The sequence below is a fragment of the Streptomyces sp. NBC_01551 genome (assembly GCF_026339935.1).
Taxonomy (GTDB): Bacteria; Actinomycetota; Actinomycetes; order Streptomycetales; family Streptomycetaceae; genus Streptomyces.
In genome coordinates this window covers 3,487,326-3,502,233 of sequence record NZ_JAPEPX010000001.1, presented here as the reverse complement: position 1 = coordinate 3,502,233, position 14,908 = coordinate 3,487,326, and the positions used below count along the sequence as shown (strand labels likewise).

At 73.3% G+C, this 14,908-nt stretch carries 14 protein-coding genes; 2 read left to right on the top strand and 12 right to left on the bottom strand.

The features are described 5' to 3' along the window. Positions 1 to 83 precede the first annotated feature (83 nt). Positions 84 to 1,280, bottom strand: coding sequence for a kynureninase (gene kynU / locus OG982_RS15720; protein ID WP_266786380.1), 1,197 nt, complete (start codon positions 1,278 to 1,280; stop codon positions 84 to 86). After that, a complete protein-coding gene (locus OG982_RS15715) occupies positions 1,273 to 2,118 on the bottom strand; it encodes a tryptophan 2,3-dioxygenase family protein (protein WP_266786382.1) in 846 nt (281 codons plus the stop codon). Before OG982_RS15715 ends, kynU begins: the two co-directional genes overlap by 8 nt. Positions 2,119 to 2,391: 273 nt before the next feature. On the opposite strand from OG982_RS15715, the gene OG982_RS15710 reads away from it, so the two are divergent. Both OG982_RS15710 and OG982_RS15705 read left to right on the top strand, forming a co-directional pair. After that, positions 2,392 to 2,811, top strand: coding sequence for a DUF3151 domain-containing protein (locus tag OG982_RS15710; protein ID WP_266786384.1), 420 nt, complete (start codon positions 2,392 to 2,394; stop codon positions 2,809 to 2,811). Positions 2,812 to 2,934: 123 nt separating this feature from the next. Beyond that, positions 2,935 to 4,149 (top strand): transposase, encoded by a 1,215-nt coding sequence (locus OG982_RS15705; protein ID WP_266948749.1) that lies wholly within the window; start codon positions 2,935 to 2,937, stop codon positions 4,147 to 4,149. A 302-nt stretch (positions 4,150 to 4,451) separates the two neighbouring features. On the opposite strand, the gene OG982_RS15700 is transcribed toward OG982_RS15705, so the two are convergent. The 10 genes from OG982_RS15700 to OG982_RS15655 all read right to left on the bottom strand — a co-directional run bounded on the left by OG982_RS15700 (position 4,452) and on the right by OG982_RS15655 (position 14,427). Further along, a complete protein-coding gene (locus tag OG982_RS15700; protein ID WP_266786388.1) occupies positions 4,452 to 4,727 on the bottom strand; it encodes a hypothetical protein in 276 nt (91 codons plus the stop codon). Positions 4,728 to 4,870: 143 nt separating this feature from the next. Further along, on the bottom strand, positions 4,871 to 6,943 hold the full coding sequence (locus tag OG982_RS15695) for a helix-turn-helix domain-containing protein (protein WP_266948747.1): 2,073 nt from the start codon (positions 6,941 to 6,943) through the stop codon (positions 4,871 to 4,873). An 87-nt stretch (positions 6,944 to 7,030) separates the two neighbouring features. After that, a complete protein-coding gene (locus OG982_RS15690) occupies positions 7,031 to 7,708 on the bottom strand; it encodes an AfsR/SARP family transcriptional regulator (protein WP_266786392.1) in 678 nt (225 codons plus the stop codon). 70 nt (positions 7,709 to 7,778) lie between these two features. Then, positions 7,779 to 8,510: a ScbR family autoregulator-binding transcription factor gene (locus OG982_RS15685; protein ID WP_266948745.1), complete on the bottom strand. Its 732-nt coding sequence runs from the start codon at positions 8,508 to 8,510 to the stop codon at positions 7,779 to 7,781. Positions 8,511 to 8,646: 136 nt separating this feature from the next. Next, positions 8,647 to 9,669, bottom strand: a complete 1,023-nt coding sequence (fbaA, locus tag OG982_RS15680) for a class II fructose-bisphosphate aldolase (RefSeq protein ID WP_266786396.1) — start codon at positions 9,667 to 9,669, stop codon at positions 8,647 to 8,649. A gap of 182 nt (positions 9,670 to 9,851) precedes the next feature. Then, entirely contained in the window at positions 9,852 to 10,391 is a 540-nt protein-coding gene (gene pyrE, locus OG982_RS15675; protein WP_266786398.1) for an orotate phosphoribosyltransferase, read from the bottom strand. A gap of 21 nt (positions 10,392 to 10,412) precedes the next feature. Continuing rightward, positions 10,413 to 11,198: an aldose 1-epimerase gene (locus OG982_RS15670; RefSeq protein WP_266948744.1), complete on the bottom strand. Its 786-nt coding sequence runs from the start codon at positions 11,196 to 11,198 to the stop codon at positions 10,413 to 10,415. Between the two features lie 31 nt (positions 11,199 to 11,229). Beyond that, on the bottom strand, positions 11,230 to 12,063 hold the full coding sequence (locus OG982_RS15665; RefSeq protein ID WP_266948743.1) for an SRPBCC domain-containing protein: 834 nt from the start codon (positions 12,061 to 12,063) through the stop codon (positions 11,230 to 11,232). A 78-nt stretch (positions 12,064 to 12,141) separates the two neighbouring features. Further along, positions 12,142 to 13,782, bottom strand: a complete 1,641-nt coding sequence (locus tag OG982_RS15660) for a polyamine aminopropyltransferase (RefSeq protein WP_266786404.1) — start codon at positions 13,780 to 13,782, stop codon at positions 12,142 to 12,144. 102 nt (positions 13,783 to 13,884) lie between these two features. Further along, entirely contained in the window at positions 13,885 to 14,427 is a 543-nt protein-coding gene (locus OG982_RS15655; protein ID WP_266786406.1) for a DUF2617 family protein, read from the bottom strand. Between the last annotated feature and the right edge of the window lie 481 nt (positions 14,428 to 14,908).

The following is a 14,908-nucleotide window of genomic DNA, read 5'->3' as shown; positions in this document are numbered from 1 at the left end:
GGAGGGGCTCAGACGGGCGCGGGCGGAGCCAGAGGCCCCGCCCGCGCCGGTGTCACCCCGCGAGGTGACGTTTCGCCGCTACGTCACCCGAAAATGTGACCCAGTGTCCGGGCGGCACGCTCCACGTCGGCGAAACCGACGTAGAGCGGGGTGAAGCCGAAGCGCAGGACGTCCGGGGCGCGGAAGTCCCCGACGACGCCGCGCGCGATCAGCTCGCGCATGATCTCCGCCGCGTTCTCGGCGCGCAGGGAGACCTGGCTGCCGCGGCGGGCGTGCTCGGCCGGCGTGACGGCCTGGACCTTGCCTTCCGGGACGTACGCGGCGACGCAGTCGAGGAAGAAGTCGGTCAGGGCCAGCGACTTCGCCCGGACCTGCTCGATCGAGACGCCGTCCCACGCGTCGAGGGCGGCCTCCAGGGCGAGCATGGAGAGGATGTCGGGGGTCCCGACCCGCCCCCGCACCGCGCCGTCGGCCGGGGTGTAGCCCGAGGTCATCGCGAAGGGGTCCGCGTGACCGTTCCAGCCGGGGAGCGGGGAGTCGAAGGCGTCCTGGTGGCGGGCGGCTATGTAGAGGTACGCCGGGGAGCCGGGTCCGCCGTTCAGGTACTTGTACGTACAGCCGACCGCGAGGTCGACCTGGTGCGCGTCGAGGCCGACCGGGAGGGCGCCGGCGCTGTGGCAGAGGTCCCAGACGGAGATCGCGCCGGTCGCGTGGGCCGCCCGGGTGAGGGCGGGGAGGTCGTGCAGGCGGCCGGTGCGGTAGTCGACGTGGTTGAGGAGGACGACGGCGGTGTCCTCGCCCATCGCCTCCGCGGCGACGGACGGGTCGACCGGGACGACGTGGAGGCCGGTCATCCGGGCGGCCGAGGCCGCGATGTAGCCGTCGGTGGGGAAGGTGTTCGCGTCGACCAGCATCCGCGTGCGGCCGGGCGGGGCCAGGCGGGCCGCGCCGACCAGGGCCTTGAAGAGGTTGACGCTGGTGGAGTCGCCCACGACCGTCTGGCCGGGGGCCGCGCCGATCAGGGGGCTGAGTTTGTCGCCGATGCGTTCCGGGGCGGTCCACCAGGCGGATTCGTCCCAGGAGCGGATGAGGAGCTCGCCCCACTGGCGGTGCACGACGTCGGCCGTGGCCGCCGCGACTCCCTCCGGGAGGGCGCCGAGGGAGTTGCCGTCGAGGTAGACGAGGCCGTCCGGGAGGGTGAAGCGGTCGCGGAGTTTGGCCAGGTCGTCGGTGGCGTCGAGGTCGGCAGCCTGCTGCTGGAGCGCGGGAGCGTCAGACATAGCTGCGCGCCGTCCAGAGTTCCGGGAAGACGTTCTTCTGGGCCCGCTTCTCCAGCCAGGTGACGCCCGCCGAGCCGCCCGTGCCCGTCTTCGCGCCCATCGCGCGGCGGGTGGCGACCAGGTGGTCGTTGCGCCAGCGCCAGACGAGTTCCGCGACGTCCGTGAGGACCTCGCCGAGGCGGTGGAGGTCGAGCTCGGAGTCCGGGTCCGCGTACAGGGCGGTCCAGGCGGCCTCGACCTGCGGGGACGGCTCGTAGCGCTGGGAGAGGTCGCGGTCCAGGACCTCCGCCGGGATGGTGTGGCCGCGGCGGGCGAGCAGGCGCAGGACCTCGTCGTAGAGGCTGGGCTCCTGGAGGGCCTTCTCCAGTTCCGCGTGCACGCGGGGCGCGCCGCGGTGCGGGACCAGCATGGAGGCGGACTTCTCGCCGAGCAGGAATTCCATCCGGCGGTACATCGCCGACTGGAAACCGGAACCCTCGCCGAGGGCCGCGCGGTACTGGTTGAACTGGCCAGGGGTGAGCTGGGCGAGCGGGCGCCAGGAGGCGTTGAGGGCTTCCAGTTCGCGGAGGGAACGTTTCAGCGCGTCCATCGCCACCTGCACGCGGTCCTCGCGCAGTGCCTTGGCGGCGGTTTCCCATTCGTGGACGATGACCGTGAACCACAGCTCCATGACCTGGGTCGTCACCAGGAAGACCATCTCGCCCGGGTCGTCCGAGCGGAGGTGCTGGAGGTGGGTGAGGACGTCCGCCTGGACGTAGTCCTCGTACGGGGTCGTGCCATCGAAGTCGAGGTTCGGGGTGTCCGAACCGGCTCCGGAGGCATCAAGGTTTTGCGACATCGCTGTCTCCTCGACACGTGCTTCCGGGTAGCGGTCCGCTCCTTCCGGTTGGGTAAGTGGAGCCCCGGTCCCCTGCCCGCATCATAAACACGACATGGCGGAGCCCTCTAGGGCTCTTTGCCGAGGTTGCGACGAACGACACGCGCCGGGCTTGATCGTCCGGCTTGATCGCCGGGCCGGATCGCCGGGCCGGATCGCCGGGCCGGATCGACCGGTCGCCGGGGAACCGGCTGAGCCGGGTACGGGCCGGGGGCCGCCTGGCAGACTTGCGGCATGAACAGTCACCAGAACCTGCTGGGCGGACCGGACCCGACCTACCTCCGGGAGAACGAAGAGGCGTTCGCCCTCTTCGGCGAGAAGACCGGCGCGCCGGCCGAGGTCGCCGCCGCCTTCCCCACCTTCTCCCTCGCCTGGGCCGCGCTGGCCGAGGAGGCCTTCGAGGGCGGTCGCGTGATCGAGTCGTACGCGTACGCCCGTACCGGCTACCACCGCGGGCTGGACTCGCTGCGCCGCGCCGGATGGAAGGGCCACGGCCCGATCCCGTGGTCGCACCAGGCCAACCGGGGCTTCCTGCGCTGCCTGGCCGCGCTCGCGCGGGCGGCCGGGGCGATCAACGAGACCGAAGAGACCGAGCGGTGCTGGCAGTTCCTGAAGGACAGCAGCGAAGAGGCGTACGCCGAGCTCAAGGGCTAGGCGGACGGCGGCGCGCCGCGCCGGGCCCCCGGAGGGGGTGTGCGCGGCGCACCACCCGTCGGGGGGACGGAGGTGTCCGGCGCACCTCCCTCGGGGCGGGGGCGGCGGCGGAGTCTGGGTGGCGTGACCATCACCGCCACTGCCGCCGCCGGCGTCGCCCCGCACTTCGATCCCGCGTTCCCGTTCCCGTCCCCGTCCCCGTTCCCGTTCCCGTTTCCGGACCGGATGGCGGTCGGTGAGATCGCCGACGGGCTGTGCGCGGTGGTGTGTGAATCCCTGCGGCGTCGGGATCAGCGGGAGAAGGCCCGGCGGTACGTGCGCGGGCTGCTGGCCACCCCCGGGCGGAAGTCGTTCCGGAACATGGCGGGGGACATCGGCGGGACCGCCACCGAGCAGAGCCTGCACCACTTCATCTCCGGCTCCACCTGGGCGTGGGAGCCGATCCGTGCCGCGCTGGCGGGGTACCTGGAAGCGACGGCGCCGGCTCCATTGACCGCATGGGTGGCGCAGCCGATGGCGATCCCGAGGAGCGGGGCGCGGTCGGTGGGCGTGGAGCACCGCTTCGATCCGCACCAGGGGCAGATGTTCCGTGGGCAGCAGGCGTTCGGGACGTGGTTCACGTCGCCGGGGGTGGTGACGCCGGTGGGGTGGGAGTTGCTGCTGCCGGGCAGCCCGTACGAGGAGAGCGCGGTCGGCGCGGTGCTGGACACGGTACGGGGCAGTGGGCTGGCGCCGCGGCCGGTGGTGCTGGACATCCGGGGGATCGGGACGCGCTGCACGATGAACCGGTTCGCGGAGGCGGGGGTGCCGGTAGTCGCGCGGGTGGGGGGTTCGCCGACGGCGGCGGTGTCGCCGGTGCGGGCGGAGGCGCGGGCGGAGGCGCGGTTCGTGGTGCGGGATCCGGCGCTGCCGGGGTTCGGGGGCGGGGCGCGGGGGCCGGTGGAGATCCTGCGGTCGGTGAAGGGGCTCGGGGCGCCGGTGGAGTGGACGGACGCGGGCGGTGTGGCGCGGTCGTCGTGGGCCGTGGGGGTGCGGGTGATGATGCCGGATCCCGCGGTGGCGCGGCGGCGGGAGTTGCTGCTGGTCGGGGAGTGGGGGGTGTCCGGGCGGCTGGTGGCGATGTGGGTCACGGACCTGGTGCGGGTGCCGGTGGGGGTGGTGGTCCGGCTGACGAAGGCGGGGCGGCGGGTGGAGGCGGTGGCCTGCGGCAGTGGGCGGGACGTGGGGTTGCGGGACTTCTCCGGGCGGGGGTTGGGGGGATGGCACCGGCATGTGACGTTGGGGTCGGTGGCGCACGCCGCCGTTGCCCTGGCCGGGCGGGAACGGGGCCCTCGCTAGCCGCCGACTCCCACCCGCGCCCGGGGCCGGGGCGGGTCGGCAGGCCCTGCTGCCGGTGGCTGCCCGGACCGGCGGGGCCGTCACCCGTGGCCGGCTTCCGCTGCGCGGTTTCTTCTCCCCGCCCCGCCCTTCCTCCGTTCCCCGGGCGCTGCCCGGACCCGGTCCTCAAACGCCGGACGGGCTGGATGGACCTGGCGCTCCGACCCAGACCCCGCGCCTCAAACGCCGGACGGGCTGGAGGGGTCCCGGGGCTCCGACCCAGAGCGTCGCGGCGGCGCCGCACCGGAGCGCCCGGTGGACGGCTAGTGGGCCGCGCGGCAGGCGCCGTCGGCGGTGTTCGCGGGGATGCCGATCTGATGCAGGCTCGCGGCGCAGCTGGTCTGGTTGCCGATCGAGCCCTCGTAACAGGCCTGCCCGACGCCCTCCGGCTGCTTGCCGCCGTGTTGCGCGAGGTACTGCTCGCAGTCCTGGACGCTGGTGGGGGCGGCGGCACTCGCGCCCGGGGCGGCGAAGAAGGCACCGCCGGCGGCGAGGACCAGGCCGGCCAGGATGCTGGGGATACGGGCCGACGGACGCATGCGAATGCACCTGCTCTCTCGGTCGGATCACGGGCGAGGGCGGCGCGGAGCGGGCACGGTCACCCCCGCCCTTTCGACGCTAGAGCACGCCACCGGCGCCCGCACGTCCGCCCGCGACGGCGGGGCTCGGTGCTGTCACGGCACTAGTCGCCCAGTGGAGCCGTGCGGCGGGAGTGGAGGGAGGTGCGGGCCTTGTGGAGGCGCAGGGACATTTGGAGTTCCAGGGCGCGGGAGGGTTTCTGCCAGTCCGGGCCCAGGAGTTCCGCGATGCGCTCCAGGCGGCGCCAGACGGTGTTGGGGTGGACGTGCAGCGCCTCCGCCGCGTGCGTGGGGCTGCCGCCCGAGTCGAAGTAGGCGCTGAGGGTGGCCGTCAGTTCCGTGAGGCGCTCCGCGTCGTAGTCCAGGACCGGGCCGATGGTCGAGGCGACGTACGCCTCCACGTCGTGGTCGGCCGACAGCAGCAGCCCGAGGAAGCCCAGCTCCCGCAGGGAGGCCGTGCCGCCGGCGCCGTCGAGCGCGGTCAGCGCGTCGAGGCAGCGGACCGCTTCCGCGTATACCCGGGCCACTTGGCCGGGGCCGGCCGTCGGGCCCGCCGCGCCCGTGGAGACCGGGTGGCCGAGGAGCGGGGACAGGTCGGCCGAGAGGGCGCGGGCGGCCGCCGAGGCGTCCGTGCCGGGGAGCAGCAGGACGATGCAGCCCCGGCGGACGCCCTTGAGGCCGCCCATCCGGTAGGCGTACGAGGACGCCCACGCCACCGCCTTGCCCAGCTCGCCGCCCTCCGGCCGGGCCACCACGACCACGTGCGGCCGGTCGAGGTCGATGCCGAGCCGCCGGGTGCGCTCCAGCAGGTGCAGGTCGGTGGAGTGCGGCCGCTCCAGCAGGTCGGTCAGCAGCTCGTCGTGAACGGGCCCTTCCGCGGCGGCCGTTCCGCGCTGGATCAGCATCAGGGAGGCCACGGACTGCGCGGCCAGCTGCAACAGCCGTACGTCCTCGTCGGTGAGCGGCGCCGACGCGCTCAGCAGCAGCACGCCCAGCACCTCCGCACCCGCCAGGACCGGCGCCAGCCACACCTCCCCCGGCAGGCCGACCGGGCGCCGGACGGAGAGCGTCTGGAGGACCGCCCTGCACACCGACTCCTCGTCCAGGTCGGGGAGTTCGCCGGTCACCGTCAGCGGCCGCCCGCCCGGGTCCCGTACCTGGAGCACGCCGTCCAGCGCGTCGGCGGTGGCCCGAGCGAGCGTCGCGAGGCCCGCGCCGTCCAGGACCAGCCCGGCCAGCCGGGCGTGGCATTCCCACAGGTACCGGACCCGCGTGAGCGCGGTGTTGGTGCGGGAGCCGAACAGCTCCAGCTCGATGACCTCGTCCCGGGTCCGCTCCAGCAGTCGGGCCTTCTCGATGGCGACGGAGGTCAGGTCCGCGAGGGAGAGCAGCGCCGCGATCTCGTCGGAGGTGAACCGACGGACCGCGCGCTCGGCTCCGTACAGCGCGCCCAGCGAGGAGTCGCCGTGGCGCAGTGGGACGGCGACGATCGCGCGCAGGCCCTCGGCGCGGACCACGGTGTCGATGCCCGCGCCGTGCGGAATGCCCTCGTCGGCGAGGTAGTCGGCGGTCCAGACGGGCGCCCGGCGCTCTTGGGCGAGGCTGCCCAGGCCCCGGCCGGTGCCGAGTTCGAGGCCGACGTTGAGGGCGCTGGTCTCGCCTTCGGAGGTGCGTACGTACGCGGTGCCGTCGGGGCGGGCCTGGGCGACCCAGGCCATGTCGAAGCCGAGCAGGCGCCGGGCCCGCCGGGTGATCATGCGGAGCAGGCCGTCGAGGTCGTACGGGGAGGTCAGGTCGTGCACGGTGTCCACGAGGGCGGTGAGCGTGGCCTCGCGGTCGCGGCCGCGGGCGGTGTCCGCCCGGACGGATCCGGCGAGTTCGAGCGCCTCGTCGAGGGCGGCGAGCCCGGCCGGGCCGGCGCCGGAGCGGTGGGCCTGTCGACGCAGGGCTTCGAACTGGCTCTGCGGGGCCCCCTCCGCGAGCAGCCGCAGGACCCCGAGCGGGCCGAGGGGATCGAACGGGTCGAGGGAATCGAGCGGGCCGAGGGCATCGAACGGATCGAGGGAGCCGGATGGGGCGAGGGAGCCGGGTGGGGCCGGGGCGCCCGGCGGGGTGAGAAGGGCTGGCGGATCGGCGGCGGCGCCGTCGCCGTCCGCTGCCGAACCGTCGTCGCTCATGCCCGTCCCCCCGTCTGACCAGCTGTTTTCAGCCAGGCACTCGAAAACTAGGCCGACTGCGGCAGAGGGTCAAACCGGACGCGCCGGTCAGGCCGCCTGGTGACGCGGGGCCGCCGCGCGCGCCTCGGCCCGCCGCAGCGCGGCCAGATAGGTGCCGTCGGGGCGTTCCCGGCCGCCCTGGGAGGAGATCAGGAGGGCGAGTTCACGGCGCAGCTCCCGTCCGCGCCCGAGGGCCAGTTCGGCCTCGACCCACTGGCCGAGCACGCACACGCGGCTGGATTCGAGGGCGGCGATGCGGCCGCCGAGCCAGGCGCCCGCGGGGATGCCGTCGAGGGCGGGGCCGGTCCACAGCCCGAGGGCGCGGCGCAGCCGGCGGGCGGCCTGCTCGTGGTCGCCGCGGCTCATGGCCCGGTAGCCCGCGCCCGCCTCGCGTTCGAACTCGTGAAGGTCGGAGCGGCCGCCGCCGCTGTCGAGAAAATACCCGCCGGGCCTCGCGGAGAGTACCGACTCGGGAGTACGTACCGAGTCGGGCCCCAGTACCTCCGCGAAACGCTCGCGCAGGTGCCGTACTCCGGCCTGCAGGGCGGCGTGGGTGTGCTCGGGCGGGGTGGAGTGGGCGAGTTCGTCGGCGAGGACGGTCGCCGGGACGACCTGGTCGGGGTGGGCCGCGAGGACCGCCAGGACGTGCCGGGACTCGGGTGTGGGCGGCACGATGGGCATGCCGTTCTCGGTGACGCGGGGTGCGCCGAGTACATCAATGTCCACAGTCTTCTCCCTGGGCAGGGCCGCGGGACCGCGTCGCCGCAGGCCCCGAAAAATAATACCCGGGAGGATTTTATTGTGAAGCCCGCGCCTGTTCCGCGGGCCCGTCCTCGACCGGCACACCCGTCGGACAGCCGGCGGCGCAAGCGTGGACGGCCTGCGGCCCGTACAGCGCCCGGGCCCCACGACCGGCCGCGGTGTCCAGGCGGATCGCCACGGCCGGGACCACGACGGTCGGCATCACGTGCGTGTAGAGCTCCGAGACCTGCTCGTCCAAGTCCAGCGCGAGCACCTGGGACATCATGTTCAGCCCCGCGTACGCTCCGACGATCATCCTCGACGGCGCCACCGGGTCCACGTTCGGCAGCAGCTCGCCGCGGGTCTTGGCCTCCGAGAGCACGGCGACGTGCAGGTCGATCCACGCCTGGTACGGACCCGCGTGGTCCAGGGCGGCCCGGCCGGCCTTCTCCAGCGTGAGCCGGGCGCTGGCCCGCATCAGCACGGAGTGGCGCAGCCGGTGCGAGAAGATCATGCCGAAGTCGATGAACTCCTGCGCCTTGTACTCCTGCGCCGGGGGCACCGGCTCCTCCTGGATCTGGGCGTCGATGACCGCCTGCGCCAGATCGTCCTTGGAGTCGAAGTGGAAGTAGAGCGCGCCCTTGGTGACGCGGGCGAGGTTGACGATGTCGGAGAGCTTGGCCGCGTCGTACCCGTGCTGCTCGAACACCACGGCCGCCGCGTCCAGGATCGCCCGGCGCGTGCGGACCGCCCGGTCCTGCTTGACCTGGGGTCGTTCTGTCTTCATCTCACGGCGCCTCTCCTGCCCCCGACCATTACATTCCCCCAGGTATGTTCTTGTGCCAAGCAAGATATCAGCACAAGCGAAAGGGCCCGCGGGTCCATGACGGACCTGCGGGCCCCTTCGGGCAGCCGGCGGGTGGCTACTTCAGCTTGGTACCGGTCGAGCGCAGGTTGGCGCACGCCTCGGCGACGCGCGCGGCCATGCCGGCCTCGGCGGCCTTGCCCCAGGTGCGGGGGTCGTACTTCGACTTGGTGCCGACCTCGCCGTCGACCTTCAGGACACCGGCGTAGTTGCTGAACATGTGGTCCACGACCGGGCGGGTGAAGGCGTACTGGGTGTCGGTGTCGAGGTTCATCTTCACGACGCCGTTCTCCAGCGCGGTGGCGATCTCCTCGGCCGTGGAGCCCGAACCGCCGTGGAAGACGAAGTCGAACGGCGAGGCTTTGCCGTACTTCTCGCCGACACCGGCCTGGAGGTCCTTGAGGAGCTCGGGGCGCAGGACGACGTTGCCCGGCTTGTAGACGCCGTGCACGTTGCCGAAGGAGGCGGCCAGCAGGTAGCGGCCCTTCTCGCCCAGGCCCAGGGCCTCGGCGGTGCGGATCGCGTCGTCGACGGTGGTGTACAGCTCGTCGTTGATCTCGTGGCTGACGCCGTCCTCCTCGCCGCCGGTCGGGGTGATCTCGACCTCAAGGATGATCTTCGCGGCGACGGCCTTGGCGAGCAGCTCCTGGCCGATGGCCAGGTTGTCGGCCAGGGTCTCGGCGGAACCGTCCCACATGTGCGACTGGAAGAGCGGGTTCAGACCGCGGGCCACGCGCTCGGCGGAGATGTCGAGCAGCGGGCGGACGTAGCCGTCCAGCTTGTCCTTGGGGCAGTGGTCCGTGTGCAGCGCGACCGTGATGTCGTACTTGGCGGCCACGATGTGGGCGAACTCGGCCAGGGCGACGGCGCCGGTGACCATGTCCTTGTTGTGCTGGCCACCCAGGAACTCCGCACCACCGGTGGAGATCTGGATGATGCCGTCGCTCTCGGCCTCCGCGAAGCCCCGCAGCGCGGCGTGCAGGGTCTGGGACGAGGTCACGTTGATGGCCGGGTAGGCGAACTTGCCTGCCTTCGCCCGGTCGAGCATCTCGTTGTAGACCTCGGGGGTTGCGATGGGCATCTGTCCGCTCCTTGGATGTGCGGGGAGTGTGCTTATTGCGGGCCCTGACCTGGGGGCGACGTCATCGTCGGCTCCATCTTTCCAGACTCCACCGGACACTCCACCCCCCTGTCCACCCCGCATGGCGCAAACCGGGCGGAGTGTTTCACGTGAAACACTCCGCCCGGTCCAAAAGGCGCAGGTCAGGACAGACCCAGGTCCTCAAGGAGGTAGCCGGTGAGGTAGGGCAGGCCCGCCTCGGCGATGGCCTCGGCCGCGCCCCGGTCGACGATCGTGGCGACGGCGACGACCTCGCCGCCGGCCTCGCGGACGGCCTCGACGGCGGTCAGCGGGGAACCGCCGGTGGTGGAGGTGTCCTCGACGACCAGGCAGCGCTTGCCCTTCACGTCGGTGCCCTCGATACGGCGCTGCATGCCGTGCGCCTTCTGCGCCTTGCGGACGACGAAGGCGTCCATGCGCCCGCCGCGCGCGGCGGCGGCGTGCAGCATCGAGGTCGCGACCGGGTCGGCGCCCAGGGTCAGGCCGCCGACGCAGTCGTAGTCGAGGTCGGCGGTCAGGTCGAGCATGACCTGACCGACCAGCGGGGCCGCCTCGCCGTCGAGGGTGATCCGGCGGAGGTCGATGTAGTAGTCGGCCTCCCGGCCGGAGGAGAGGGTCACCTTGCCGTGCACGACGGCCTTGTCCTTGATCTGCTGCAGAAGCGCATCGCGTACGTCACTCATGCCCCTGAGCTTAATTGCGAGCTACCCGAGCCGCCGCCAGGTCCACGTTGTGGAGATCTCCAGCGGGTCGACCGGGGTGACCAGCCGGGGAAGGCTGTTCAGCCCGTTCGGCGGGCCGGACTGGGGCTCCACGCAGACGGCCTCGGGCTGCTCGTCGTAGATGACGACCCACTCGGCGCGGCTTTGGACCCTCAGCTCCAGCGCGCTGGGCCAGGTCAGGGTGACGTCCACGCCGTGCGGCATGCCGAAGCAGTCGTCCCAGGGGCCGGGCTTGGGGTCGATGCGGTGGCCGGTGGGGATGTGGTCGGCGCCCCGCTCCTCCTGCCACTCGGCCTCGAAGTCGAGGCGCGCGTCCTCGCCGGTGCCGAGGTTGCGGCGGAACCAGGGGTGCCAGCCGGCCTGGGCCGGGAAGGAGTCGCCGTACGTCTCGACGCCCATGGAGAGCGTCACGCTCTCGGGGGTCAGCTCGACGCTCTGGGTGACCCGGCCCGGCCAGGGCCACGGGTCGGCGAGGTCGTAGACGAAGGCGGCATCGGTGTCACCGTGGCGAGCCTTGCGCCAGGGGTGCTCACGGCCGAAGCCGTGGATGGCGTGCGGGGCGGCGTTGAGCGGGAGCTCGTGGAGGACTCCGCCGTCACGGAACCGGCCGTTCGCGGTGCGTCCGCACCACGGGACCATGGGGAAGGCCCCGAAGTCCGGGCCCTGGCGCAGCAGCTCGGTCCCGTCGACGCGCAGGCTGCTGATCCGGCAGCCGTTCTCCTGGTCGATGGTCAGCTCGGCCCCGCCGGCCCTCAGTTGCGTACTCATGTGATCGAGAGTAGGCGGTGCGGCGCGGCTTCTACCGGCGGCGGCGCAGGGCGCGGCCGAGGAGGATCGCCGAGCCGACGGCCAGGGCGGCGGCCGGGGCGAGCCAGCGCAGGTTCTGGCCCGCGGTGGCGGAGGCGGGCGCGGGCACCGGGGCGTAACGGCCGCGCGGGGGTGCGTGGTCCACCTCCTCGGCGCTGCGGCCGATCATGGTGCGGCGGGCGTGGGCGGCCTCGGCCGGGGGGCGCGGGGAGGCGCCGAGCTCGTCGAACTCACCCTCCAGGAAGGGGTCCAGCGACGGCGGCGGCACCTCGGTCTCGAACACGGAGGCGATGATCTCGCCCACGTCCTCGGAGCCGTCACCGGAATCGGCGTCGGTGTCGGTGTCCGTGTCGGTTCCGGCTGCGGCCTCCTCCGCCTCGGCGACCGGGTCCGCCGGGGCCGCCGCCGACGCCAGGTGCTCGGCGGCCCGGTCCAGCAGCCGGCGCACGGCGGTCACGGTCGCCTCGGGCGCGAAGCAGGCGGCCCGCCCGTCGGCGGTGGCGCCGGCTGTGAAGTCCAGCCGGGTCCCGTCCCCCTCCGGGATCAGCCGCAGCAGCAGGGAGAGCTTCACGGTCCCGCTGCCCCGGATCTCCGTGCCCTCGCCGTCCACGGCGAACACGCCCGGGTCCCGCTCGGCGACGGCGAGGGCCCCGCGGTAGGTCACGGTGTGCCCGCCGACCCGCACCTTCAGCCGGCCCGCCAGCGGCCCGGAATCGGCGTCGGCGTCCTGCTGGAGTCCCGGCACGCAGCGGGCTACCCGGACGGGGTCGCGCAGCACGGCGCGGAGGCTGTCGGCCGGTACCGGAACGAACACCTGATGCTCCATGCGGCCGAGCCTACCGACGAGTCGCGCCCCTGTGCCCGGTCCGGCGCGAACCTTCTCGCGCCGGCGGGCCGCGACGGCTCAGGAGTACCGCGGGTGCGGCAGCGTCGACGGCGGCAGGCCGGGGACCCTGGTGCGTTCGGCGTCGCGGGCCGCGTCCCGCAGCGACCCGGTGGACAGCGAGCGCAGCGCCGGGGTGTCCCGGTCCACCCGCAGCGCGGGGGCCCGCCCGGGCGCGGCCAGGACGAAGCCCCAGTCGCGCGGCGGTACGTCCCCGGAGCCCTGCGCCCGGTCCGGCCCGGCGGCGAAGCCCGACAGGCGCCCGCCCGCGCTGTACGGGGCGGTCCGCAGCCCGGCCGCGCGCAGCGTCGACTCGACGGTCCAGTAGGTCCGCGGCCGGGTCGCGAGGGGCCCCGCGTGCACGGCGAGGCGGCCGCCCGGGGTCAGGGCCCGCGCGGCCAGCCCGTAGAACTCCTGCGAGTACAGCTTCGTGCTCGGGGTGATGCCCGGATCGGGGAGGTCGGAGACGATGACGTCGAACCGGTCCCGCGCCGCGGGGCCCCGCAGCCAGCGGAACGCGTCCTCGGTGACGACGCCGAGGCGCGGGTCCTCGTAGGCCCGGCCGTTGAGCGAGGACAGCATCGGGTCGGTGCGGGCGAGCCGGACGACGCCGGGGTCGAGCTCGACGACGGTGACGGAGGTGACGTCCGGGTAGCGCAGCACCTCGCGGGCGGCGAGCCCGTCGCCGCCGCCGAGGACGAGCACCCGGGCGTGCGGGCCGGTCATCGCGGGGTGGACGAGGGCCTCGTGGTAGCGGTACTCGTCGTAGCCGCTGACCCGCAGCCGGCCGTCGAGGAACAGGTCGAGGGAGCGCGGGGAGCCGGTGGAGGGGCCGGTGAGGACCAGTTCCTGCACCCCGGTCTGCACGGCGACGCGCACCTCCCCGCCGTAGACGGCGCGGCGGGCCACCCGCTCGAAGTCGTCGGCCAGCACGGTGGCCGAGCAGAGCACCGCGAGCACGGTCAGGTTCACGCAGACCAGCAGCCAGCGGCCGCGCCGGCTCAGGTCGCGGCGGAACAGCCACAGCACGAGCCCGCCGCCGACGACCACGTTGACGCCGCCGGTGAGCATGGCGCCGGTGAGCTGGCCCAGCACCGGCAGCAGCAGGAACGGGAAGGCCAGCCCGCCGACCAGCGCGCCCACGTAGTCGGCGGCGAAGAGGTCGGCGACGGCCCCGCCCGCGTCCTGCCGGCGGATCCGCTGGATGAGGACCATCAGCAGCGGGATCTCCGCGCCGATGAGGACCCCGATGGCGAAGGAGAAGGCGACGAGGGCGGGCCGGGACTCCCCCAGCCAGGCGAAGCTCGCGTACAGGGCCATGGCGGAGAGCCCGCCGAGCAGCGCGAGCCCGGCCTCGATGGCGCCGAAGCCGAGCGCGGGCCGGTGTCTGAGCCGTTTGGCGAGCAGGGAGCCGACGCCCATGGCGAAGACCATGACGGACAGCACGACGGACGCCTGGGTGACGGAGTCGCCGATGAGGTACGAGCCGAGGGCGAGCAGCTCCAGCTCGTAGACGAGCCCGCAGGCAGCGCAGACGAACACGGTGGCCAGGACGAGGAGTCGGCCGGTCCGGGGCCGTACGGGCAGGGCGGCCGGGACGGTCGCCACGCCCCGCGGCTCCGGTGCCGGGAGCACCCCGCCGGGGGCGGAACGGTCGATCATGTGGGGAACCGTACGTCACCACCCACCTGCACCCGGTCACCCACATGGGTGCAAGTGGCTTACTGATTCGGCCAGTTGGCCTAACGGTGACCCCGGGCGCGGCTACCGCGCGGCGGACTCCAGGGCTTCGGCCGGCGCCCCCGTCCGTACGCCCACCCGGGTGCGGGTGGCGACCAATTGGCCCTCCTGCGGGTACGCGTGCCAGGTCCGCCAGCGCACCTGGCCCTCGTAACGCTGGGCGAGCATGGCGGTGAAGGCGTGCGGGCTGCCCGGAAAGGTTCCGGCGAGCCCGTTCGGGTGATCCGCGACCAGCGCGAGCAACTCCTGCGCGCGCCCGGCGAAGGAGCCGCGCGACAGTTTCTCGACCCGCGCGGCGAACTCGTACTCCCAGTCGCCCAGTCGCTTGGCGACGCCGAGCGGCAGCGGCGTACTGCTGCCGGGCATACAGGCGACCGTCTCCGAACAGAGCACCTCGCCCTCCTCCAGAAGTACCTGATGGGAGGCTCCGAGCAGGCGCAATTCCACCTTCGCACCCGAAAGGTCGAGGTTCAGCACGGCCAGGGCGGGCAGCCGCTCCCGTCCCAGGGCCCAGGCGAGATCGGCGGCACGCGTGTCGGTGTAGGTGGTCTGGAGGGTCGTGAGCATGAGTCGGCTCCGCAAACGCGCGAGGGAGATGGGCCGGGGCCCGCCAGCGGTAGTCAACGGGTGGGGGGAACCCGGCACGGGTCCACAGGAAGTCCAGGAAGGTCCGAGGACTGGTCTACTCAACCGAGGGAATCATGAAAGGCACGGCACTCACAGCGTTTTTACCCAACTTGACGGGGTTTACATCCCCCCGGGGGCTCCACAGTTCACGTGTTCAACGACATGCCGGGGACGAGCGGACGACAAGACGCCCGACGGAAGTTGTGCCCGCCGGGCGCCTTCTCCACACGGTCCCCGGCTGCCCCGTGTCAGCTGGAACCGCAACCCCCGCCGCCGCACGACGACGAGGACCCCCCGCAGGACGAGGACGAGCCGCACGAGGACGAGGAACCGCACCCCCCGGAACCGCCGTCGACCCACCCGCTGCCGCTGCGCCGCCCGCGCCGGGACCCCGTGTTGCTCCGCGACCCCACGGCCACCA